The following is a 24263-nucleotide window of genomic DNA, read 5'->3' on the forward strand; positions in this document are numbered from 1 at the left end:
CACAATGAAAGCACCACGCGCACACCGCCCGCCGCTCAGGCCGGGCCAATACGACAACACACAAGGAGCAAGACCGATGGCATTTCCCACTCTTCGCTGCATCTCTGCGGCCGTTGCGCTGGCCGCACTGTCTGCCACGGGCGCCCAGGCGCAGGGCGTGGTCAACGCGCTGTGCAGCACCGACGCGCCCTGGTGCGAAGCGGCCGCCAAGGAGTTCACCCGCAAGACCGGCATCAAGGTGAACCAGGCCCACAAGGGCACGGGCGAGATTGCCGCGCAGCTGCGCGCCGAGGCCAACAACCCCAAGACCGACATCTGGTGGGGCGGCACGGGCGACCCCTTCTTGCAGGCCGCCGAGCAGGGCCTGCTGGCCGAATACCGCCCCGCGTATCTGCATGACCTGCACAGCTGGAGCGTGCGCCAGTACGCCATGTCGGGCCACCAGGTGGGAGGCTTTTACAGCTCGGCCATCGGCTTTGGCTACAACACCGAAACGCTCAAGAAGAAAAAGCTGCCCGAGCCCCAGTGCTGGTCCGACGTGGTCAAGCCCGCCTACAAGGGCGAGGTCGAGATCTCGCACCCCGCCTCCAGCGGCACGGCCTACACAGTGATCGCAGGCCTGGTGCAGCTGATGGGCGAAGACAAAGCGTTCGAATACCTCAAGGCCCTGCACAAGAACACCACCACCTACACCCGCAGTGGCCAGGCACAGGCGCCCAACGTGGCCAAGGGTGAGGTGGGTGTGGGCATCACCTTCATGTTCAACTTTGAAAAATGGAAGGCCGACAAGTACCCGGTGAAAACCCAGGCGCCTTGTGAAGGCACCAGCTATGAGGTGGGCGGCATTGCGCTGGTCAAGGGCGCGCGCAACATGGACAACGCCAAAAAATACTACGACTGGCTGATGAGCCCTGAAGGCCAGGCCGTGGGCGCCCAGGTGGGCAGCTACCAGGTGCCCGCCAACAAGACCTTCAAGATGGACCCACGCATCCCGACGCTGGACAACGTGAAGCTCATCAAATACGACTTCGAGAAATACGGCAAGGCCGCCGAGCGCCGCCGCCTGATCGACCGCTGGACGAAGGAGGTGGAGCCCCTGCCGCGCTGATGCACAGCGCCCGCCGCAGGGCCCCAACCGACGGCGGGCGCAGGCCATGGATCAGCCCAGGCGCACGGGCACAAAGATCTTGTCGCCGTCGCGCTCAATCAGCAGCGCCACCGACTTGCCCGCCTTGGCCATGGCGGCGCGCACCTGCGTGATGTCCTTGATGGGCGCACCGTTGATGGCCAGCAGCACGTCGCCCGGCTGCACACCGGCCGCAGCAGCGGGGCCCCGTGCCTGCTCGATGATCAGGCCTTCATTCAAGCCCGCCGCGCGCCGCTCCTGCGGGTCCAGCGGGCGCAGCGACAGACCCAGTTGGCCCTTGCCCACGGCGTCATCGTTGCGCGCCTGCTTGACTGCCTTGTCGCTGGCGTCGCCCAGGGTGGCGGTCAGCTCCAGCGGCTTGCCCTGGCGCCACACCGACAACTTAGCCTGTTGGCCCGGCTGCGCCTGGCCCACCCAGGCGGGCAGGTCACCCGAAGCGACGATGGGCTGACCGTCCACCTGGCGGATCACGTCGCCCGCCTGCAGGCCGGCCTCCTCGGCCGGGCTGCCCTTGCTGACGCTGGCCACCAGTGCGCCTTCGGGCTTGTCGAGGTTGAACGACTCGGCGAACGCCTGGTTCACCTCTTGCACTGCCACGCCCAATTGCGCGTGGCGCACCTTCCCGGTGGCCACGATCTGGTCCTTGATCTTGGCGGCCAGCTCGATGGGGATGGAGAACGACACCCCCTGGTAGCCGCCCGAGCGGCTGTAGATCTGCGAGTTGATGCCCACCACCTCGCCACGGGCGTTGAACAGCGGACCACCGGAGTTGCCGGGGTTCACCGCCACGTCAGTCTGGATGAAGGGCACCAGGCTGTCGTCGGGCAGCGAGCGGCCCTTGGCACTGACCACACCGGCGGTCACGCTGTTTTCAAAGCCAAAGGGCGAGCCAATGGCCAGCACCCACTCGCCCACCTGCAGGTCGCGGGTGCTGCCCAGGCGCACGGTGGGCAGGTTCTTGGCGTCGATCTTGAGCACGGCCACGTCGGTCTTGGGGTCGGAGCCCAGCACCTTGGCGCGGAACTCGCGCCGGTCGGTGAGCTTGACGATGACCTCACTGGCGCCCTTGACCACATGGGCGTTGGTCAGCACCAGGCCGTCGGGGCTGACGATGAAGCCGGAGCCCTGGCCGTGCGTGGGTACGTTGGGCTGGGCCTGTGGCCCCATGCCGCCCGGAAAGCCAAACTGGCGGAAGAACTGGTAGAACGGATCGTTCGGGTCCATCTGCGGCGCCCGGCCCTGGCGCGCGGCGGGCTGGCCTTCGTCTTCGCCGTCGTCATCGGCCATCGCGGCCTTGGTGCTGCCCGTCACGCTGATGTTGACCACAGCCGGGCCGTTTTGCGCGGTGATCTGCGCGAAGCTGGGCAAGGCCCCGCCAGGGGCAGCTGGCGTCTGGGCCACGATGGCGGGGGGCGGTGTCAATGCGCGGGCTTGGTGCCCGGTGATGAGGCCTGCGCCCGTGGCACCCACCGCACCGGCGGCCACCAGGGCCAGGATGAGGCGGCGGGGGGTGGAGGTCAGCGTTGTCGTGTTCATGGTGTGGTGCCTTTCCAATCGGAGTTGCGATGGAGGGCAGTGTGGGCACCAACACTTAGACGAAACTTAGAAGCTGTTCAAAGTCCCTGTTTGCTTTTCTGAGTCATGTGAGAGCCTCCTCACGAAGCGCCCCGGTCGCAGCACCCCGCAGGTCACGCGGCGCCACGGCCCTTCTGGCTCTCGAAATAGACCACCTTGCGGGCCCGCATCACGTCGCCCAGGGGCCGGTGTGCAGCCAGCGCCTGCCAGGGGTCGAACACAGCGGCCTCCACCTCGGCGGCCAGGGCTGCATCGGCGGCAGGGTCCTGCCGTGGCAGGGTGAGCCGGGCCACGGTGGTGTAGGGCGTGGGCCAGTCCACGCTGGCATCTTCAATCGGGGTGGTGGCCTCGTCCACAAACGGCTGCAGTTGCAGGTCCCACTGCAGGTCTTGCTGGCGCAGGCGGTCGGAGAATTCGGCATCCCAGTCGTGCTGCACCTGCCTGACAGGCGCGCCGTTGGACGCATGGGGCACCAGCCGCACCCGCACGGCATAGGGCCCACACGCGATGGGCGCAGCGCTGAACATGGGATGCGATGCAAAGCCGCCAAAGGGCCGCCCGAAGGTCTTGACCGTCTTGGCGATCTGCCGGGCCGCCCCCAGCAAGCCGTGGCGCTGCACCAGAAACTTGATCAACGCACCGCCGCCGTGCGACGCAGCGACCACAAAATCCACAAACTCGGCGCTTTGGGGGAAGGCAAACTTTTCCTGGTTGATGAGCAGAAAGTCCTGGCTTTTGGCGGGCCCGTTGCCCAACGCGGAGTCGCCCTGCACGCCCCGCACACTAATCGCAAAGCCCCGGATGTCGGGCTTGTGGTCCGCCGCCTTGTCCATGCCGCCGTTGCTCAGTCGCACCCGCACGTCGTACTGCGCCGGCCGCGCGAACAAGCCCTGGGCGGCAAACGCGGGCAGATCGCCCAGCACCTCCAGGCGGCCATACGCGGCCGTGAGTTGCTTGCGGTGCAGGCCCCGTCCGTTGCCATATTTTTGCGACTTGCGTGCCTGCAGCTCGGCAAACTGGCGCGCGTAGCCCGCAAAGCGCTGGGCTTCATCGGGTGCCACCACTTCTTTCCACTGGGTGCTGGGGGCGTTGGACATGTGCATGAGCCACCTTGGTTAAAAGCCTGGCGGCATGGTAGCGCGGCACGGGCCTCCGATGCCACCCCACTCCTGGCCTTCAACCACTGACGAAGCGGTACACGATGGCGCCCCGCACCACCTCGCCCGGCTGCCACCAGCGCACCGGAAAGCCTGCGTGGTTGGGCGCATCGGGGTACTCCATGGGCTCCAGGCAGATACCGTCGCCCGGCTGCCACAGCCAGCCGCCCTGCCCCGCACCACGCCCCAGGTCCCGGGCGGGGTCGGCCTTGAGGCCGTGGCCTGCATACACCTGCACGCCAGGGGCGGTGCTCCACACCTCCACCGCACGGCGGCTCACTGGCTCGCTCAGCAGCGCGGCCAGGCGCAGGCCCGGTGGCGTGATGGATGACGACGGAGGGGCAAGGGGCGGAGCCTGTTCGTCCAGCACCAAGTAGTGGTCTAGCCCGCCCGCCACAGCCAGCTGCTCATGGGGTGTTGCGATGGCATCCGCCACACGGCGGGGCTGGCGGAAGTCGAACGGCGTGCCCTGCACTCCCGACAGCCCGCCGGTGGGGCACACATCAGCGGCCAATGGCACGTAGCGGCTGGCGGGCACCTGCAGGGTGTGGCCGTGGGTGCTGCCCTGGCCTGCCAGGTTAAAGAACGCATGCCCGGTGAGGTTGAGCAACGAGGGGGCATCCAGCACCTCGGCCGTCCAGGCCATGTGCAGCGCGTTGTCGGCCGTGACCTGCAGGTGGAGCCGCACGCGCACCGTGCCGAGCACGCCGTCGTCTTCGGTGCGGAAGGTGTGGCTCAGGGTCAGGGCATCGGCCTGTACCTGCTCCACCGCAAACACCTGAAAGCGGCTACCGCGCGGCCCGCCATGGTGGTGGTGTGGCCCGCTATTGGTGGGCAGTTGCCGGTGCGATCCGTCCGGCAAGGTCAGCATGCCCGCACGCAGCCGCCCCGCCCAGCGGCCAATGAGTGCGCCCATGGAGAGCTGGCCGTCCAGGTAGCCTTGCAGGCTGTCGTAGCCCAGCGCCACATCAGCCAGACCGCCCTGCCCGTCGGGCACCGCCACCTGCACCAGGCGGGCGCCGTAGTTGCTCACCGCCACCTGAAGGCCGCCGGGGCTGCGCAGGGTGAACAGGTCCGTGCGCTGGCCGTGCAGCTCTTGTTGAAACGCTTCGCGGGAAAGTGTGAAAGCCATGCGCCGAGTCTATTTGGTGGCACTGGCCATATCACGCGTGACGAGCCAGATGCCCACACACACTAGCACCAGGGCCAGCAGGTTTTTCCACTCCCACAGTGCCTCGCCCAAAAACAGCGCCGACAACGCCGCGCCGAAGATCGGCACCGTGAAGTTGAACACCGTGACCTGGCTCACGCGGTTGTGCTTGAGCAAAATGCTCCACAGCGAAAAAGCGGCCGACGACAGCAGCGCCAGATACACCAACAGCACGGTCGAGCCCGCGGTGAAACCCGTGAGCGAGCCCCCCAGTCCCCAGCCGATGGCCAGTAGCGCCACACCGCCCAGGCCCAGTTGCCAGCCCGTCATCACCACCGAGTCCATGCGCTGCGACACCTGCTTGCCGTAGATGCTAGCGGCCGCCAGCACGAACGCGGCGATCACCACAAAACCCTCGCCCAGCAGCGTGAAGTCCAGGTCCAGCGTGCCGCGCCCCAGGTTCACCACCATCACGCCCGCAAAACCCACCACGCAGCCCCAGAGCTTGGCGTGGCTCAGCCGGTCGTTGTGATACACCCAGTGCGCCAGCAGCACGCTGAAGAAGGTGCCCGTGGCGTTCATGATGGAGCCTTTGACGCCCGTGGTATGCGCCAGGCCCACGTAGAAGAACACGTACTGCAGCGTGGTCTGCGCCAGGCCCAGCACCACCAGCTGGCGCCCTGCCCCGGGCCCCAGGCCCCAGATGGCCTTGCGCGTGGCAACGGCCCAGGCCAGCAGAATCAGACCGGCCCCCAGAAACCGCCAGCCTGCGAATACGAGCTGTGTGGGGATGTCATTGCGGGCGATGCCAAACCAGGCATAGCCGGTCTTGATGGCGGGGTACGAGCTGCCCCAGAGCAGACAGCACAGCAGCGCCAGCGCCACGACGACCTTGCGGTCGGAAAATCGGGAATGCCCCATGAGATGCGGTCTTTCAAGGACAACAGCCCTTGCAGGCAAGGGCTGTTAAAGGGAGAACACAAGGGGCCATAGCCCCTAAAACTTCAGGTCACCGGCGCCGGGTTGAACAGCACCAACGCGTTGTGCAGCTGCCATTGCTCGGCCCAGGTCTTCTTGCGGCCGCTGGCCACGTCGAGCAGCAGGTGGAACATCTCCCAGCCTAGCTGTTCGATGGTGGCCTCGCCATCAGCGATCTTGCCGGCATTGATGTCCATCAGGTCGTGCCAGCGGCGCGCCAGGTCAGTGCGCGTGGCCACCTTGACCACCGGGCATTCAGCCAGGCCGTAGGGCGTGCCCCGGCCCGTGGTGAACACGTGCAAGTTCATGCCCGCAGCCAGTTGCAGCGTGCCGCAGATGAAGTCGCTCGCGGGCGTGGCGGCGTACACCAGGCCGCGCTGGTCGCGGCGCAACTTCTCGCCCGGCGCCAGCACATGCGCAATGGGCGCAGTGCCGCTCTTGATGATGGAGCCCATGGCCTTCTCGGCGATGTTGGACAGCCCGCCCGCCTTGTTGCCCGGCGTGGTGTTGGCCGCGCGGTCCACACGGCCCCGGTCCAGATAGCGGTCGTACCAGCCCAGCTCGCGCACGATAGCGTCAGCCACCTCGGGCGTGGCGGCGCGGCTGGTGAGCTGCTCCACGGCGTCGCGCACCTCGGTGTTCTCGCTGAACATCACCGTGGCGCCAGCGCGCACCAGCAGGTCGGCGCAGAAGCCCACAGCAGGGTTGGCAGTGACACCCGAGAACGCATCACTGCCACCGCACTGCACACCCAGCACCAGCTCGCTGGCGGGGATGGTCTCGCGGCGGCGGGCGTTCAGGCGCTCCAGGTGGGGCCGCGCGCTTTGCACGATGTGGTCGAGCATGGACATGAAGCCCACATGCTCGTCGGCCTGCAAGCACACCGTCTCGGGGCCCAGCGCCGCGTCGCGCTCGTCAGTGATGGGGAAGCTGCCCGGGGGCAGCAGGCGGTCGGGCTGCAGCTTTTCGCAGCCCAGGCTCACCACCATCACCTCGCCCCCGAAGTTGGGGTTGAGGCTGATGTTGCGCAGTGTGCGGATGGGGATGATGGCATCGGGCGCATCAATGGCCACGCCGCAGCCGTAGGTGTGCTCCAGGCCGATCACATCGTCCACATGGGGAAACAAAGGCAGTAGCTCGGCCTTGATGCGGCGCACGGCCTGCGCCACCACACCGGCCACGCACTGCACGGTGGTGGTGATGGCCAGGATGTTGCGCGTGCCCACCGAGCCATCGGCATTGCGATAACCCTCGAAGGTGTAGCCCGTGAGAGGTTCGAGCACCGGGGGCTTCACGGTGGCCATGGGCAGGCCTTCGAGCGCGCGGGCCGAGGGCATCTGCAGCAGGCGCTCGTGTACCCAGCTACCCGCCGCGATGTCTTTGAGCGCATAGCCGATGGGCACGTTGTAACGGCGCACCACGCCCCCTTCGGGGATGTCTGCCAGCGCCACCTTGTGGCCCTGCGGCACCTTGTCGCGCAGCGTGATGCCTGCACCCGGCACACCGGCTGGCAGCAGGGTGCCTGCAGGCAGGCCACCGTCGTTGGCGACGATGGCGACGTTGTCATCCGCGTGCATGCGGATGGTGAGAGCTTGTCGCATAAGTCCGTTCAATTCACAAGGTATGCCGGTTTCGCTCCACGCAGTGGCAGAGCCATCACTCCCGCTGGGTCAGCCGCCACCCTTGAGCACCAAGTCTGGCAGCCACATCGAAAACTGGGGCACATAGGTCACCAGCATCAGCGCCACGATGAGCGCACTGTAGAACGGCCAGATAGTCTTCATCACTTCACCCACCGACACGCCCCCGATGGTGCATCCGATGAACTGGGTGGTGCCCACGGGTGGCGTGTTCAGGCCCAGAGCGCAGTTGATGAGCATGACGATGCCGAACTGCTCGGTACTCATGCCGAACTGCTGGCAGATGGGCAAAAAGATGGGCGTGCAGATGAGGATGGTGGCCGCCATGTCGAGAAAGGTGCCCAACACAAACAGGATGATGTTCACCGACAGGAAGATCACCCAGGGCGAGGTGCTCATGGACTTGAGCGCATCACCGGTGAGCTCAGCCACGCCGTACAGGCCGATGAGGTAGCCGAACATGGACGAGATGCCGATGAGCAGCAGCACCGTGCCCGTGGTCTTGACGGCCTTGGACGCGGCCTTGAGGAACTGCTCGCGCGTGAGCTTTTTGTAGACGAACACCGAAAGGATCAACGCCCACAGCACCGCCACTGACGCCGACTCGGTGGCGGTGAACGCCCCCGACAAAATGCCCGCGATGATGATGACCACCACCGCCAGGCCGGGCACCGAGGCGCGGAACGAGATCCACACAATCTCCCAGCCCGGGAAGGTGCCGGCGGGGTAGCCGCGCTTGACGGCTACGAAATAGGCGGCTGCGAGATTGCAGATGGTCAGCAGCAGGGCCGGCACGATGCCCGCGAGGATCAGCGCCGCAATGCTCACCTTGCCCCCAGCAGCCAGCGTGAAGATGATCAGGTTGTGCGACGTGGGCATGAGCGCGCCCACCAGCGAGGCGTGGGTGGTCACGTTCACCGCATAGTCAGCGTGGTAGCCCTCTTTTTTCATCTGCGGAATGAGCACGGCGCCCATGGCGGACACGTCGGCCACCGGCGAGCCCGAGACACCGCCAAACAGCGTGCAAGCCAGCACATTGCTCATGCCCAGGCCGCCACGCACATGGCCCGCCACGCTCTTGGCAAAGTTGACGATGCGGTCGGCAATGCCGCCATACATCATGATCTCGCCCGCGAAGATGAAGAACGGGATCGCCAGGAACGAGAACGGGTTCATGCCCGAAATCATCTGCTGGAAGCCCACGGCCAGCGGCAGGCCTTCGTACAGGATGGTGGCCAGCGAGGACAGGCCGATCGAGAAGGCCACGGGCACGCCCAGCAGCAGCAGCAGCGTGAAGCTCACGCACAGGATGGTCAACGCCATGATGGTGATGGAATTTTTATGAAGACGTTTAAGGAGCGGGCTTAGAGGCTGGGAATTCCTTGGCCGTGCCCGAAAGGCGCGCCACAACGCTCCGGATCTAGGCGCAAAGCGCAGCCATAGCCAGCGCGATGGCGAGCATTTGCAAGGACGAGCCTGGGCGTTTTGGCGTGCAAGGCGGGCATGGACAAGGGATTCCCAGTCTCTTTAGTGCCAGGCAGGCTCGACTTCAACGCCACGCAGGATGGCGATGATGTGTTCCAGCGAGAACATGGCTACCAGCACGCCGGCCATGGCGGGCGGCACGTACTTGAAGGCTTCGGAGATGCCCAGCGTGGGGATCTTGTAAGGCGCCACGGATTCAGCCAGCACACCGCAGTTCCAGGCCATGACGATGCCGAACAGCAGCACCAGGGCGTGGATCAACAACTCGAGCTTGGTGCGCAGCCAGTCGGGCGCCAGCACCAGGAAGGATTCGAGGCCGATGTGGCCCGCATCACGCACGCCCACTGCCATGCCCAGCATGGTCACGTACAGCACCAGCAGCACGGCACCGCTCTCGGCCCAGGTGGGGGTGTCGTTGAAGATGTAGCGGCCGATGACCTGGTAGAGCACGGCGCACACCAGGAGGACAAGCCCCCCCACGCCGAGCTTCAGGCAGGTGCGCGCGATGAAGGCACAGAGTCGCGTGTACATAGAAGGAACATTCAGAAGACAAACAAAGAAACCTGCCGCCGGGCGTCGGGCCCTGCGGCAGGGATGGCCAGGGTCACTGGACCGCGTCGATGCGCTTGACCATGTCCTGGAGCTTGGGGTCCTTCAGGAACTTGTCGTACACCGGCTTCATGGCCGCCTTGAAGGGCGCCTTGTCCACTTCCACGATGTCAGCGCCACCGGCCTTGACGACGGCCAGCGACTTCTCCTCCCGCTCGTCCCAGAGCTTGCGCATGTACACCACCGACTCCTTCGCGGCTGCGCGGATCGCCTTTTGCTCGTCGGCGCTCAGCTTGTCCCAGACGCGCTTGCTGAACAGCAGGATCTCGGGCGCCATCGAGTGCTCGGTCTTGTTGAAGTACTTGGCCACTTCGAAATGGCGCGAGCTTTCGTAGCTGGGGTAGTTGTTCTCGGCGGCGTCCACCAGGCCCGTCTTCAGTGCGGTGTAGACCTCACCGAACGGCATGGGGGTGGCGTTGGCGCCCATGGCTTCGAGCAGCGAAACCCACAGGTCGCTCTGCTGCACGCGCACCTTCAGGCCCTTCACGTCGGCCAGGGTCTTGATGGGCTTCTTGACGGTGTAGATCGAGCGTGCGCCGGAGTCATAGAACGCCAGGCCCACAAAGCCCTGCGATTCGCAGTCCTTCAGGATCTCGTCGCCGATGGCGCCGTCCAGCACCTTGCGCATGTGCTCCTTGTCGCGGAACAGAAACGGCATGGTGGGCACCATGGTGGCGGGACAGATGTTGTTCATGGGCGCGACGTTCACACGCGTCATGGCGATGGCGCCCAGTTTGGTCTGCTCGATGGTGTCCTTCTCGATGCCGAGCGAGCCCTTGGCGTACACCTTGATGCTGTGCTTGCCGCCGGTGGCCTTGGACAGCGTCTCGCCCATGTGGCGCACGGCCAGCACGGTGGGATAGTCCTCGGGGTGGATGTCGGACGAGCGGAACTCGGTGGCCTGCGCGGCCAGGCTGCCGAGCAGGATGCCGGCGGCGATGGCCACGCGGCCAAAGAGGTGTGGAACGTTCATGGTGCTTTGTCTCCTGGGTTGAATGGGGTTGGCGCGCTGCGCTCACGCGCTCTGGTACGGGGCTTCTGCGAGCCCTTGGGCGCCCGGGCGGGTCACGAAGACCGCGCCGCCGTGGGCTGTATCGTTGCACTGCGGCTGGCCGGGGCGGATGGAGGTGATGAACAGCAGGTCCATGTCGGGCCCGCCAAAGCTGCACATCGAGGGCTTGCTGACCGGCACGGCCAGCGAGCGGTCCAGCACGCCCGATGGCGTGAAGCGATGCACCAGGCCTGCATCGTTGGCGCAGATCCAGTAGCAACCGTCGGTGTCGATGGCAGCGCCGTCGGGCCGGCCCGGCAGTTCGCGCATGTCCACGAACTCTCGGCGCGGCCCCAGGCTGCCGTCGTCGTGCAGGTCCAGCGACCAGATTTTCTGCACACTGGGGTGGCTGTCGCTGAGGTACATGGTGGCGCCATCCGGGCTGAAGGCCAGGCCGTTCTGGGTGACCAGGCCCTGCACTTGCGGCGCCGAGAGGCCGCGTGCATCCTGTCGGTACAAGCCGCCCGCAGGCTGGGCCAGCGACATGTCGCGCACCATGGTGCCAGCCCAGAAGCGCCCTTGGCGGTCACAGCGGCCGTCGTTGAAGCGCATGCCGGCTTGCGGGTGCTGCACGGCAGAGATAAGGGTGCAGACCAAAGTGCCGTCGTCGGCAGGCTGCAGGTGGAATGCGCCGGTGTCCATGCCGGCGATGAGCCCACCGCTCGCATGCAGCGCAATACAGGCCAGCCGCTCAGGTGTCGTCCAGCTCATCAGTTGCCGGTCGGCCCAGCGCAGGCGGCGCAGCGCGCGGCCTTCAATGTCCACCCAGTACAGCGCCTGCTCGGCAGGGCTCCACAGCGGGCTTTCGCCCACCTGGTCCTTGTGGTGAGGCAGCAAGAGTTCCATGGGTTCGCTCACTCGAACGGACCGGTGCGCACAAACGGCCCGCCCTGGTAGATCACGGCCGGGTCTGTCAGGTCGGGCTGCGGGTCTGCGGCCTCCACCTTGGCACGGAAGGGCTCGGAGCTGTCTTGCGGGCGGTAGCCAATGTGGCGGGCGAGTGTGTTGTCCCACCAGGTGGTGGTGTTGTCGCCCATGCCATAGATGATGCTGTGGCCCACCACCGGTGCCGTGAGGCTGGCCACCACCAGGCGCTCCAGGTCGTCGTAGCTCATCCAGGTGGCCAGCATGCGACGGTTGCGCGGCTCGGGGAAGGAGGAGCCGATGCGCAGGCACACGGTTTCGATGCCGTAGCGGTCAAAGTAGAAGCGTGAGAGGTCCTCGCCAAACGCCTTGGACAGGCCATACAGGCCATCGGGCCGTGCCGGGTCGCGCAGGCCCACCACTTCGTCCTGGCGGTAAAAGCCGGTCACATGGTTGGAGCTGGCAAACACCACGCGCTTGACGCCTTGCTTGCGAACGGCCTCATAGAGGTTGTACGCCCCCACGATGTTGGCTTGCAGGATGGGGTCCCAGGGCTGCTCGGTGGACACGCCCCCCAGGTGCACCACGGCGTCCACCCCTTCGAGCAGCGGCAACATGGCACTGGCGTCTTCCAGCCGCGCGGGGCGCAGTTCTTCGCCCGGCGCCTCGCTGCCCAGGTCGGCGATGTCGGACAGGCGCAAGGTGGTGCAGTACGCCTTCAGGCGCGTGCGCAATTCACGCCCCAGTCCGCCAGCGGCCCCGGTCAATAACAAGCGTTGAAAACGGATCGGTGTCGGGTGACAGGGCATGGCTTTTGCGGAGGTTCTTGGTACAGTGGCGTTACAAGTGGTTGAACGTCATCAGTTGTCATACAACGAGGAGGCAATGTACTCCTTTCAACCCGTCCAACACATAGGGATAACACCGAGACATGAGCACCGACATTGCCCCACGCCGCAAGCCCCGCACCCTGGCCCTGGAGCTGGTGGACTCCCTGGGTGACCGCATCCGCGACGGGCGCCTGGCACTGGGCGACAAGCTGCCCACCGAGGCCGCGATCATGGCCGAGTTCAACGTCAGCCGCACGGTGGTGCGCGAGGCCATTTCCAAGCTGCAGGCGTCCGGCCTGGTGGAGACGCGGCATGGCATCGGCACGTTTGTGCTGGGCCTCGGGCAGGCCCCTGGCTTCAAGATCACCCCCGACCAGTTCAGCACCCTGCGCGATGTGATTGCCGTGCTGGAGCTGCGCATCGGCGTAGAAACCGAGGCCGCCGCGCTGGCAGCGCAGCGCCGCACCCCCGCCAACCTCAAGACGATGCGCGAAGCGCTCGACGCCGTGGCAGCGGCCGTGGATGCCGGGCGCGACGCGGTGGCGGCGGACTTTCAGTTCCACCTGGAGATCGCACGCGCCACGCAGAACAGCCACTTTGCCGAGCTGATGGGCACGCTGGGCAGCATGATCATTCCGCGCGCCCGGCTGGACTCGGTGGAGGCCCCCAACGACGAACGCAGGCAGTACCTGCGCCGCGTGAATGGCGAGCACGAAAGCATCTACGACGCCATCGTGGGCCAGGACCCCGACGCCGCCCGCGCGGCCATGCGCACCCACCTGGCCAACAGCCGCGAACGGCGCCGGCGCGCGCAGGCCGAGGCCGGCTGAAGTCCGGGGGACCCGGCAATGCCGCCCACCCGGCGCGCTGACCTGTCGCCCTGCGGGTCCGATGAGCCAGATACGACCGCAGGGCCCTGGCGGCAGGGAGTGATCCCATGAGTAGTTACCCGAAGTACCCATAGATGCGCTTATGTTGTACGATGACATACAACAAATCTGCCATTGCCCCGCATTGGTACCCCAAGTGGCCTGGATGGGCGTCGCCCGTAGCGGACAGCGCTCTCGGCCACGCCATCCTGGCCTCAGTGCTTTGATCCGACTTTCTTCAACCACCCACCCTTTCACACCATCACCGCCATGCACGCAAACCTGATCGCCGGCAACTGGACCGAAGGCGTCCGCACGTACCAGAACACCAACCCTTCCGACACGCGTGACGTGATCGGCGACTACGCCGTGGCCAGCCGCGAGCAGGCACTGGAGGCTGTGGCCGCAGCGCACGCGGCCTTCCCGGCCTGGAGCCTGTCCACGCCCCAGCAGCGCTTTGACATTCTCGACGCGGTGGGCAACGAGATCATTGCCCGCAAGGCAGAGTTGGGCGACCTGCTGGCCCGCGAAGAAGGCAAGACCCTGCCCGAGGCCATTGGCGAAGTGGGCCGCGCGGCTGCCATCTTCAAGTTCTTTGCGGGCGAGGCGCTGCGCCCCGGCGGCGAGATGATCCCCTCCGTGCGCCCCGGCGTGGGCATCGAGATCACGCGCGAGCCGCTGGGCACCATCGGCATCATCACGCCGTGGAACTTCCCCATCGCCATCCCGGCCTGGAAGATCGCCCCGGCCCTGGCCTATGGCAACACCGTGGTGTTCAAGCCTGCCGAGGTGGTGCCAGGCTCTGCCTGGGCGCTGGCCGACATCCTGCACCGCGCGGGCCTGCCCGCCGGTGTGTTCAACCTGGTGATGGGTCGCGGGTCAGACGTGGGCGCCGTGCTGCTCGAAGACGAGCGCATTGCGGGCGTGAGCTTTACCGGCTCGGTCGGCACGGGCCAGCGCGTGGCCGCCGCCTGCGTGCCGCGCGGCGCCAAGGTGCAGTTGGAGATGGGCGGCAAGAACCCGTTTGTGGTGCTGGACGACGCCGACCTGAACGTGGCCGTGGGCGCGGCCATCAACAGCGGCTTCTTCTCCACTGGCCAGCGCTGCACCGCCAGCAGCCGCGTGATCGTGACCGAAGGCATCCACGACCGCTTCGTGGCCGCCATGGTCGAGAAGATGAAGACGTTGAAGGTGGATGACGCCCGCAAGGCCGGCACCGACATCGGCCCCGTGGTGGACGACCGCCAGCTCGCGCAGGACCTGGAATACATCGGCATCGGCCAGCAGGAAGGCGCCAAGCTCGCCTACGGCGGCGAAGCGCTGGAGAAGAACGCCGACGGCGCGCCAGGCTTCTACCTGCGCCCCGCCCTGTTCACCGAGACCACGCCCGGCATGCGCATCAACCGCGAAGAGATCTTTGGCCCCGTGGTGAGCGTGTTGCGCGTGAAGAACTACGACGAAGCGCTGGCCCTGGCCAACGACACGCCGTTTGGCCTGGCCAGTGGCATCGCCACCACCAGCCTCAAGCACGCCACGCACTTCAAGCGCCACGCGCAAGCCGGCATGGTGATGGTGAACCTGCCCACGGCGGGCGTGGACTACCACGTGCCCTTCGGTGGCCGCAAGGGCAGCAGCTACGGCCCGCGTGAGCAGGGGCGCTACGCGGCGGAGTTCTACACCACGGTCAAGACGGCCTACACCCAGGCCTGAACCTGGCGCCGCCGCCGACGCGGCGGCGCCAGCAGCCACGGTGCTTGCCCTGCGTCAAATTGCCACAAAATCCGGCCCTGGCGCCGATGCAGAAAGCGAGTAACGCTATAACATTTATAGCAAACTATCCCGCACCACTGTGTGGCCGCAGTATCATCGCGCCCCATGACCACCCTCCCACGAACAACCTTTGCTGCGCTGCGCCTGTGGGTGCTCGCATGGTTCGTGGCGTCAATGGGGGTGTCCATCGCATCTCCGCTGGTACACCCCCAGTCGATCGAGGTGATCTGCTCGGGCGCGGGCACCATCAAGCTGCTGGTGCAGACCGATGACGGCACGGTGGAGATGGGCGCCATGGGCATGGACTGCCCCTTGTGCGCCACTCCCAGCGCGCCGCCCCCCACCCCGGTAGCCGCCGTGCTGCCACCCCACCCCCTGGCCCATGCGCTGCAGCCCGTCGAGGCCGCCCGCATCGCGGCGGCCACTGCAGCCCCCCTGCCCGCACGCGGGCCCCCATCGCGCTCTTGATCTGAAGCCTGTTGGCAGTACCCCGTACCTGGTGGTCGGGCGCTGCCTTGTTCCCGCTGGTTTCCAGACCGCGCAGCCCTGCGTGCACTCCACGCGGGCCTGGTTGCGCTGTCGCCTCAAGACAAGAGCGTTTTCATGTCCCGTTCGTACTCCTCCTCCCGCCATGCTGCGGGCTCTCCGCGCCTGCCTCTTTCTCCTTCGTGCTGGGGCGTGTTCGCCACCTGCGCACTGGCCTCCCTCTCCGTCCCTGCCCAGACCACCACGCCCACGCTCAAGGCCGTGGACGTGGTGGACACCGCCGCATCCCCCAACGGCAAGCTGAACCTGGACACCCCCGTGGACACCGGCAGCCGCCTGGGCCTGACGGCGCGCGAGAACCCGGCCTCCGTCACCGTGGTGGATCGCGCCACCATCGACGCACGCGGCGCACAGGACACGCAGGAAATCCTGCGCGCCGTGCCGGGCGTGGTGGCGCACAACGCGCCGGGCTCCATGTCCGCGCACTACCGGGGCTTCACCAGCAACTCGGTTGCGCAGCTGTACAACGGCATCAACCCGCAGTACGGCAGCGCCACACGCGCGGTCGATAGCTGGATCTACGACCGGGTCGAGGCCATCGGCGGCGCGTCGAGTTTTCTGTACGGATCGGGCGGCGTGGGCGGCTCCATCAACTACATCACCAAGACGGCCGAGCGCAGCGACTTCACCGAGGGCCAGCTGCGCCTGGGCTCCTACGACCTGAAGGAAGTGTCGGTAGGCCTGAACCGCCGCATTGCAGGCAGCGATGGCACTGCAGGCCCTGCGCACTACGCGCGCATCGACCTCAACCACCGCAACGCAGGCAGTTGGATCGAGGGCACCAAAACGCAGTCCACCCAGCTGGCGACCTCGCTGCTGTCGGACCTTGGCGGTGGCTTCAGCCATACGCTGGCCTATGAATACCAGAAGGACCACGTGGACCGCCCGTACTGGGGCACGCCGGTGCTCAACCCCGCCGTGGGCGCGCTGGCCATCGACCCCGCCACGCGCTTCAAGAACTACAACAGCGCCGACGGGATGTACGAGCAGCGCGTGCAATGGCTGCGCTCGGTGGCGCAATGGCGTGTGTCGGATGCGCTGCAGCTCAAGAACACGCTCTACGTGTACGACGCCCTGCGCGACTACCGCAACGTGGAGACCTACACCTTCAATGCCACCAACACGGCCGTCACGCGCACGTCCCCGCTGTTGCAACGCCACGACCAACAGCTCGTGGGCGACCGGCTGGAGGGCACGTACCAAGGCCAGCTCGCAGGCCGAAAGAGCGACTGGGCCTTTGGCCTGGACGTGAGCGTGAACAAGCAGACGCGCTTCCCGTTCGGCCCCTCGGTCACCGTGAGCACGGTCAACCCGTACCACTTCTCCACCGAGAACTTCTTCGACATTCCCGGCATGTCACCCGTCCTGAACCCTGACAAGGACAACAAGATCGCCAACACGGCGCTGTACTTGGAAAACCGCACGGCCGTGGTGCCTGGCGTGAATCTGATCACCGCACTGCGGCACGAGCGCATAGAACTCGACCTGGTGAACCGCCGTGCCGTGACGGCCACAGCACCCGCCACCTTCAGCCGCAGCTACAGCCCCACCACTGGCCGCCTGGGTGTGGTGTGGGACATTGCACCCGGCGCCAACTTGTATGCACAGGCCTCCAACGCGGCCGACCCGCCATCGGGCTCGCTGGCCTCGGCCTCGTTTGCCGATGTGCGCAACAACAGCGAACTGACCACGGGCCGCCAGGTCGAGGTGGGCAGCAAGTTCGACTTCTGGGACGGCAAGGGCAGCGCCACGGTAGCGGCGTTTGACATCCGCCGCAAGAACATCGCATCGCAAGACCCATCCAACCCCAACCTCACAGTGCTGGTGGGCGAGCAGTCGTCCAAGGGCATCGAGCTGTCGGCTGGCATTCGGCCCACGCCGCAATGGCAGTTGCAGGGCAACCTGGCGCTGACCCGCGCACGGTACGAGAACTTTGTGCAGGGCGGTGTCTCACGCGCGGGCAATGCGCCCCAACTGGTTCCGCAGCAGGTGGCCAACCTGTGGGCCTCTTACGCGATCACGCCCACCGTCACGGCCAGCGTGGGCGTGCGCCATGTGGGCAAGGTGTACGGCAACGCAGCCAACACCAAGTTCTGGCCGTCGTACACGCTGCTGGACCTGGGCCTGGCCTGGAAGATCAACAAGACCACCACGCTCACCACCCGCGTGCGCAACGCCACCGACCGCATCTACGCTGCAGAGACGCGTGACCAGGTCTACCTGGGCGCACCGCGCACGCTGGACGTGACGCTGCACACCGCGTTCTGACGCAGGTAAGGAACCGGACATGCCACACGCCAAACGCTGGCTGTACCTCGTCCACCGCTGGCTGGGCGTGCTGCTGTGCGCCTTCTTCGCCATGTGGTTCCTCTCGGGCGTGGTGATGATGTACGTGGGCTACCCCAAGCTCACGCAGGCCGAGAGGCTGGCCCACCTGCCGCCGCTGCGCAGCGCCACGCTGGGCACAGAGCCTCTGCTGGAGCCCGCTGACGCCTTGGCGCGCGCAGGCCTGGCAGGGCCGCTGCAGGACCTGAGGCTCTCCGTGGCCAGCGGCGGGCGGGCGGTGTACCTGGTGGTTCCCGCCGCCCCTGCCGGAGACGCCGTACCACGCCCGCGCAGGGCGCCAGCGCCTGCGGTCATCGACGCCCTCACGGGCGAACGGTTGCAGCGCGTAGACGCCGAGCACGCCCTCGCTTCGGCTCGCGCCTTCGCGCAGGAGCCCGGCGCACGGATCGCACACCTGGGCACGATCGACGAGGACGCATTCACCCACTCGCGCGCGCTCGACGTGCACCGCCCGCTGCACCGCCTGCACCTGGGCGACAGCGCGGGCACCGTGGTGTATGTGTCGGGCACCACGGGCGAGGTGGTGCGCGATGCGCCGCTGCAGGAGCGCGCCTGGAACTACGCAGGCGCCTGGATCCACTGGCTCTACCCCTTCCGGGGCAATGTCTTCAACGGCTACTGGACGGACATCGTCAACTGGCTGTCCATTGCGGGCATCGTGCTCACGCTGACGGGCACCGTGGTGGGTGTGCTGCGCTGGCGCTTCCAGGGCCGGTACAAGACCGGTTCGCGCACGCCCTACAGGGGCTTCATGATGCGCTGGCACCATGTGTTCGGACTGGTGTTCGCCGCCATCACCTTCACCTGGATCTTCAGCGGCCTCATGTCGATGAACCCCTGGAAGATTTTTGACAGCGGCGCCGCGCCACTGCGCCAGCAGGCCATGAATGGCGGCCCGCTGCAAGTGCCCGCGCAGGCAGCAACGGTACAAGCCTTGCTCTCTGCGGCATCGCCCAACACCCGTGAGCTGCGGTGGGTGCGCCATGCGGGGCACACGCTGGTGCTGGCCCACAGCCCCACCGGCGCCCCGACGGTGCTGGACGCCACCACCGCCACCGTGCATGTGTGGGCCCCGGGTGCTGTGGCAGAAGCCGCCGCACGCCTGTTGCCCCACGCGGTGGTACGCACCGAAACGCTGACGGCCTACGACCTGCACTACTACGACCGCGCTGCCCACACCATGACTGGCGGCGTCGACAAACCCCTGCCCGCGCTGCGCGTGGTGTTTGACGACCCGCACGCCACCTGGGTGCACATTGACCCGCACACCGGTGCGGTGCTAAGCCGCACCGACAGCCACCGCCGCACCAGCCGCTGGCTGTTTGCCATGCTGCACAGCTGGGACTGGCTGCCCCTGCTGGAGCGCAGGCCGCTGTGGGATGGGCTGCTCATCCTGCTGAGCTTGGGCGGGGCGGTGATGAGCGTGACGGGGGTGGTAATAGGGTGGCGCAGACTCGGTACCAAACTGCAAGGACCGCAATAGCGCGACAGCTGCCAGTGACCTGGTCGCGGAGCGCGCCTATGATGGCTGTAGTTGCGCCTGGAAACATTTGCCCATGACGGCCCCTACACCGCCCTCCGCCATCGCCCCCGAGCTTTCAGCCACCAGCATTCCGGCACCGCCCCCCAAGCGGACATCCAGCCTGCCTTTGCGTTCCATGGTGGCATGGGGTACGGGCGTAGTCTTGCTTATGGCCTGGGGCACCGTGGCTCTGCTCATGGACGTGTCTCGGCGCGATGCAATGAATGCGCAGATTCGCCAGAACAGCAATCTCGCCCTCAGCCTGGGCGAGCAGACCGTGCGGGTGATGGCGGCCGTAGACCAAGCCACCCTGCGCATGCGGGACGCTGTCCAGGCCAACGACTTTGAAAAGGCAGACTTCACACGGTTCGCCAATGAGACAGGGCTCGCTCCGCAAATCCTGACGCAGCTCTCACTGGTCGGCCCTGACGGCCGGTTCATTGGAAGCAACATCGACACCAATGGCGAAAAAACGGGGCACGTAGACCTTTCTGAACGTGAGCACGTGCAGGTACACCTCCATCCCAAAGAGTCAGAGGCGGTCCGCCTGCAGCAGACGCCTAGCGGACTGTTTGTGGGTAAGCCCGTGATTGGGAAGGTGTCCGGCAAGGCCACCATCCAGTTGTCGCGCAAGATTCAGGACGCTGGCGGTGGCGTAGCCGGCGTGATTGTTGCCTCCGTGAACCCCGGTTACTTCGAGGACGTCTATCGCGGAGTTCAACTGGGGCGAACGGGTGTCGTGACACTGATCGGAAACGACCGCACCATCCGAGCGAGAGTGATGGGCGGACAGAGTGTAGGCATGGGAAGCGTGGTGCCGCGCAGTCAGGACAACAATGCCGAAGAACGCGGACCGAGCGGCCACTACGTACGCTCCAGCGGCATCGACGGTGTCGAGCGCATCTACGCTTACAGCCGTGTGGGCGACTATCCACTGCTGGTCGTAGTGGCAACAAGTACCGACGAGGCCTTGCAGGAGTGGCGCGCCAGCCGCAACATCGCATTGTTCACCATGGCCCTGTTCAGCGTTGCACTGGCGGGCGCAGCCGTGATCTTCGTGCGCAGCGTGCGCCAGCTGGAGAGCACCAACGCCGCCTTACGCATCAGCGAGGCCGAGGCCCGCTCGGCCAGCCAGGCCAAAAGCGAATTTCTGGCCGCTGTCTCGCACGAGTTGCGCACGCCCCTCACCAGCATCCGCGGCTTCGCAGAACTGATGGAACTACGGCTGGAGCAGCCCCGCTTCAAGGAACAGGCCAGCCTGATCCGCAAAGCAGCAGACCACCTGAACGCCCTGCTCACCGAGATCCTGGACCTGGCCAAGGTGGAAGCCGGCGCCATGCCCCATCTCCCCACCGAGCAAAACGTGGCGGAGATTGTTCAGTCCACCGCCGACTTCTTTGCTGTCACGGCCGCCAACAAGAACCTGGCGCTCCATGTGCGCATCGCGCCTGACGCCCCGCACACCCTGATGTGCGACGGACTGCGGCTCAAGCAGGTGCTCAACAACCTGCTGTCCAACGCCATGAAGTTCACCGACACAGGCTCGGTCGCCATCGAGGTGGACGCCAGCCCAGACGCCGTGCGCTTCCACGTGGTGGACACCGGCCCGGGCATCCCCGCGCACCTGCACGAAACCATCTTCGAGAAATTTCGCCAAGGCAACGACCAGGTGAGCTACCAGCACGGCGGCACAGGCCTCGGGCTGGCGTTGTCGCGGGCGTTGGCGGTGCTGATGGGGGGCACGCTCACACTGTCCTCTTCGGAGGGCCAGGGGTCGCGCTTCACGCTGACTTTGCCCCGTGAGCCGGGCATGGAGTCTCATTAAGCAGGCTCGTACGGATGCGACGCGCTAAGGTGTTGTGGGGTTGATGCTGGCTGCGCAGCGCCCGGCAAAAAATCACCGAAGCCAGTGAAGACAATGCTGCCTTGCCAGTGTGATGACGGTCGCCGCAATCAGGAGGCCGCAGCACGCTCTTGGAGGACATCAATTGAAGAAATTTGGTCTCGCCGCGGCGGCAATTCTCTGCGTCTCAGTGGCCGCATCACCAGCAGCGAGTCATTCAGCTCACAAAGCACTTACCCAGGTAAGCCCCCAGAACGCTGCTGTGGCAGCCGCACTGACGGACATGAAGGGAGCGCTTTTTGCGCCCAGGACGGCTTTGCCATTTGACAACAGAGGCGTGGCAAACAATTGCGCGCAGTATTCCCACCTTTTGTTTACCAGTGCTCCGGACGAATCCACACGCAGTGCGGAAATTCGCAGCGAATACCTGGTGTGCGATGCATTGCGAATGGTCGGCACCCAGCCTTTCATCGTGACCCAAGCCGCCTTGCCTCCCAACGCGGCCAAAGCGCTTTATGAACGCTTGGACCTGCACTCCTTCCCGTCCTCACTGCGCAACCGTGCAGACGGTCCTACCCACACGCTGAAGACTCTGTTGGCTCAGGGCAAAGTGACCATGACCCAAGATACGGTCGAGGTCGAAACAGCGACACAATTTTTAAGCTTCAAGATCGTCGGGGTGGTGAGCCGCCCGGCCACCGAAGGGGGGGGTGAACGCCTGCAGACAGAATGGATTGTGTGGGTTGGCGATGAGCTGAAAGACGGCAACTACAAGTCTTACCGCACGTTGATCGTGCGCCCGTCTCGTGACTCGCGCGGTGATAGGTACACAGGAACGCTCTACCCTGTGCAATGAGGACCGGACAACGACAGCAGCGCCTTGGATCTTGGCGATCTGTCGGAGAAGTGGCGAGACCGATTCACCATCGACGCCCCCCCTCGGCAGGCTTTGCAGTCTGGTGCTACGTCCGGCTGCGCAACGTACGGCTGAGCAAAATCACCGGCACCAGCCCCACGGCCACCAGCGCCAGTGACGGCAAGGCCGCTTCGCCCAGGCGCTCGTCGCGGGCCAGCTGGTAGGCCACCACGGCCAGGGTGTCGCTGTTAAAGGGGCGCAGCACCATGGTGGCGGGCAGCTCCTTCATCACATCCACAAACACCAGCAGCGCGGCTGCGGCGGTGGACCGCTTGAGCAGGGGCCAATGCACGCGCGCCAGCAGGCCTGCGCTGCCCATGCCCAGCATGCGGGCGGAGTCGTCCAGGCTGGGCGGAATGCGCGCGTAGCCGCTTTGCATGGATTGCAAGGCCACGGCACAGAACCGCACGAGGTAGGCCCACACAATGCCAAACGCCGTGGCGGTGACCAGCGCGCCCACGCCCCACTGCGGCATGGCCGCTTGCAGCCAGCCCACGGGCAACAGCAGCCCCACGACGATGACGGCGCCGGGCACGGCATACCCCACGCTGGCCAGTTGCACCACGCCACGCGTGATGGCGTCGGGCTGGCGGCGCACCGCAAAAGCCAGGGCGAGCGCGATAGCGACAGCCAGTGCGGCGGTGATACCGCCGAGGCGCACGCTGTGCCAGGCCCATTCCATGAACCGCTCCCACGGCAGCACCGACCAGTCGGCCGCCAGCGGCCGCAACATGAAGGCCACGGGCGCCACAAACCCCATGAGCACAGGCACGGTACAGACGGCCCAGGCCGCCCAGCGGCGCGCGCCCCGCAGCCGCAGCGGCTGCGCCTCGGCCGAGCCTGCGCGCCCGCCGCCGGTGGCAAAACGCATGCGCTTTTGCGCGCGGTGCTCCAGGTGCAGCAGCGCCATCACGACCACCAGCAGCATGGTGGCCAGCTGCGCGGCAGCCAAGCGGTTGTCCATCGACAGCCAGGCCTTGTAGATGCCGGTGGTGAAGGTCTGGATGCCGAAGTAGCTGGCCACGCCGAAGTCGGCCAGGGTTTCCATCAGCACCAGCGCCACGCCGGCCGCCACAGCCGGGCGCGCCAACGGCAAGGCCACGGCGCGGATGCGGCGGGGCAGCGGCGCGCCCAGCAGGCGAGCGGCCTCCATGAGGTGGGCGGCGCGCTCGCCCAGGGCCGTGCGCGCCAGCAGGTACACATAGGGGTAGAGCGAGAAGATGAACACCCACACTGCGCCGCCCAGGCTGCGTACCTCGGGCAGCAGGCGGCCTTCCAGGCCGAAGGTGTTGCGCAGGCCCACCTGCAGCGGGCCGCTGAACTGCAGAAAGTCGGTGTACGCATACGCCGTGACGTAGGCGGGCATGGCCAGGGGCAACAGCAGCAACCATTCAAAGGTGCGGCGGCCCGGAAAGTCGAACAGCGTCACGGCAGCTGCCGCCAGCGTGCCCACCACGGCGGCGCCCAGTGCCACCAGCACGCTGAGCCACAGCGTGGTCCACACGTAGCCGGGCAACACGGTGGAAGCCATTTCGCGCAGGATGGCGCCCGCCTGCGCATCGCCCTGCCCCGTGGCCGAGAACGGCAACCACGATGCCAGCACCGCCAGCACTGGCAAGGCCAGAAAGCCTGCAAACAGGATCAGCGGAATGCTGCGAAAGACAGAGAACGGGGTACGGCGCAAGGCGGTGGGCTCGGCAGAAGGAAGAAAGCGCACACCTGCCAAAGGGCATGGGCACCCTGGTGCAGTGTTGCACGCTATCTGGCACTTAAAAACCGCATCTTTTCGGCCAGGGCTGCGTTGCAAATCCTCGCGATACCTGCGGGTATCGCTGTGGTTTGTGCCTTGCCCTGACCAAAAATCCATCGGTTTTCAATGTGCCATCCAGCGCGCAACACTACACCAGCACCCAGGAATGCAAATGCGAATTTTAAGCATTCACTCCACGCCGCCTAAAATGCGTG

The 24263-nt window shown here is 66.1% G+C and carries 19 protein-coding genes; 8 read left to right on the top strand and 11 right to left on the bottom strand.

The genetic code is table 11. The features are described 5' to 3' along the window. The first annotated feature begins 76 nt into the window (after positions 1-76). Positions 77-1108, top strand: a complete 1032-nt coding sequence (locus DNK89_RS11390; RefSeq protein WP_110960175.1) for an ABC transporter substrate-binding protein — start codon at positions 77-79, stop codon at positions 1106-1108. Positions 1109-1159: 51 nt separating this feature from the next. On the opposite strand, the gene DNK89_RS11395 is transcribed toward DNK89_RS11390, so the two are convergent. The 10 genes from DNK89_RS11395 to DNK89_RS11440 form a co-directional block, all read right to left on the bottom strand. Continuing rightward, the gene (locus DNK89_RS11395) at positions 1160-2683 is read right to left on the bottom strand and encodes a DegQ family serine endoprotease (RefSeq protein WP_110960176.1); all 1524 of its coding nucleotides are present in this window, start codon (positions 2681-2683) and stop codon (positions 1160-1162) included. Between the two features lie 152 nt (positions 2684-2835). After that, entirely contained in the window at positions 2836-3819 is a 984-nt protein-coding gene (locus DNK89_RS11400; protein ID WP_238990784.1) for a catalase, read from the bottom strand. A 79-nt stretch (positions 3820-3898) separates the two neighbouring features. Then, positions 3899-5011, bottom strand: coding sequence for an aldose epimerase family protein (locus DNK89_RS11405; protein WP_110960178.1), 1113 nt, complete (start codon positions 5009-5011; stop codon positions 3899-3901). Between the two features lie 9 nt (positions 5012-5020). After that, positions 5021-5950 (bottom strand): DMT family transporter, encoded by a 930-nt coding sequence (locus DNK89_RS11410; RefSeq protein ID WP_110960179.1) that lies wholly within the window; start codon positions 5948-5950, stop codon positions 5021-5023. An 83-nt stretch (positions 5951-6033) separates the two neighbouring features. Then, positions 6034-7608 carry a galactarate dehydratase gene (garD, locus tag DNK89_RS11415; RefSeq protein ID WP_110960180.1) on the bottom strand — a complete coding sequence of 525 codons (1575 nt, stop codon included), beginning with the start codon at positions 7606-7608 and terminating at the stop codon, positions 6034-6036. 69 nt (positions 7609-7677) lie between these two features. Next, on the bottom strand, positions 7678-8970 hold the full coding sequence (locus tag DNK89_RS11420; RefSeq protein WP_056066169.1) for a TRAP transporter large permease: 1293 nt from the start codon (positions 8968-8970) through the stop codon (positions 7678-7680). Between the two features lie 204 nt (positions 8971-9174). Next, the gene (locus DNK89_RS11425; RefSeq protein WP_015015560.1) at positions 9175-9663 is read right to left on the bottom strand and encodes a TRAP transporter small permease; all 489 of its coding nucleotides are present in this window, start codon (positions 9661-9663) and stop codon (positions 9175-9177) included. A gap of 73 nt (positions 9664-9736) precedes the next feature. Next, positions 9737-10714: a TRAP transporter substrate-binding protein gene (locus tag DNK89_RS11430; protein WP_015015561.1), complete on the bottom strand. Its 978-nt coding sequence runs from the start codon at positions 10712-10714 to the stop codon at positions 9737-9739. Between the two features lie 42 nt (positions 10715-10756). Further along, positions 10757-11638, bottom strand: coding sequence for an SMP-30/gluconolactonase/LRE family protein (locus tag DNK89_RS11435; protein WP_110960181.1), 882 nt, complete (start codon positions 11636-11638; stop codon positions 10757-10759). An 8-nt stretch (positions 11639-11646) separates the two neighbouring features. Then, the gene (locus DNK89_RS11440; protein ID WP_056637251.1) at positions 11647-12465 is read right to left on the bottom strand and encodes an NAD(P)-dependent oxidoreductase; all 819 of its coding nucleotides are present in this window, start codon (positions 12463-12465) and stop codon (positions 11647-11649) included. Between the two features lie 122 nt (positions 12466-12587). On the opposite strand from DNK89_RS11440, the gene DNK89_RS11445 reads away from it, so the two are divergent. The 7 genes from DNK89_RS11445 to DNK89_RS24260 all read left to right on the top strand — a co-directional run bounded on the left by DNK89_RS11445 (position 12588) and on the right by DNK89_RS24260 (position 22238). Then, the gene (locus tag DNK89_RS11445) at positions 12588-13316 is read left to right on the top strand and encodes a FadR/GntR family transcriptional regulator (protein WP_015015564.1); all 729 of its coding nucleotides are present in this window, start codon (positions 12588-12590) and stop codon (positions 13314-13316) included. Between the two features lie 309 nt (positions 13317-13625). Next, positions 13626-15065: an aldehyde dehydrogenase family protein gene (locus tag DNK89_RS11450; protein ID WP_110960182.1), complete on the top strand. Its 1440-nt coding sequence runs from the start codon at positions 13626-13628 to the stop codon at positions 15063-15065. A gap of 165 nt (positions 15066-15230) precedes the next feature. After that, on the top strand, positions 15231-15593 hold the full coding sequence (locus DNK89_RS11455; RefSeq protein WP_110960183.1) for a DUF2946 family protein: 363 nt from the start codon (positions 15231-15233) through the stop codon (positions 15591-15593). Positions 15594-15728: 135 nt separating this feature from the next. Beyond that, positions 15729-17939, top strand: a complete 2211-nt coding sequence (locus tag DNK89_RS11460) for a TonB-dependent siderophore receptor (RefSeq protein ID WP_238990785.1) — start codon at positions 15729-15731, stop codon at positions 17937-17939. Between the two features lie 19 nt (positions 17940-17958). Beyond that, on the top strand, positions 17959-19500 hold the full coding sequence (locus DNK89_RS11465; protein WP_110960185.1) for a PepSY-associated TM helix domain-containing protein: 1542 nt from the start codon (positions 17959-17961) through the stop codon (positions 19498-19500). A 73-nt stretch (positions 19501-19573) separates the two neighbouring features. Next, a complete protein-coding gene (locus DNK89_RS11470) occupies positions 19574-21364 on the top strand; it encodes an ATP-binding protein (protein WP_238990786.1) in 1791 nt (596 codons plus the stop codon). Between the two features lie 163 nt (positions 21365-21527). Further along, a complete protein-coding gene (locus tag DNK89_RS24260; protein ID WP_153064280.1) occupies positions 21528-22238 on the top strand; it encodes a hypothetical protein in 711 nt (236 codons plus the stop codon). A gap of 106 nt (positions 22239-22344) precedes the next feature. On the opposite strand, the gene DNK89_RS11480 is transcribed toward DNK89_RS24260, so the two are convergent. After that, positions 22345-23982 (bottom strand): iron ABC transporter permease, encoded by a 1638-nt coding sequence (locus DNK89_RS11480; RefSeq protein WP_110960391.1) that lies wholly within the window; start codon positions 23980-23982, stop codon positions 22345-22347. Positions 23983-24263: the final 281 nt, after the last annotated feature.

The organism is Acidovorax sp. ST3, assembly GCF_003231145.1.
GTDB lineage: Bacteria > Pseudomonadota > Gammaproteobacteria > Burkholderiales > Burkholderiaceae_C > Acidovorax.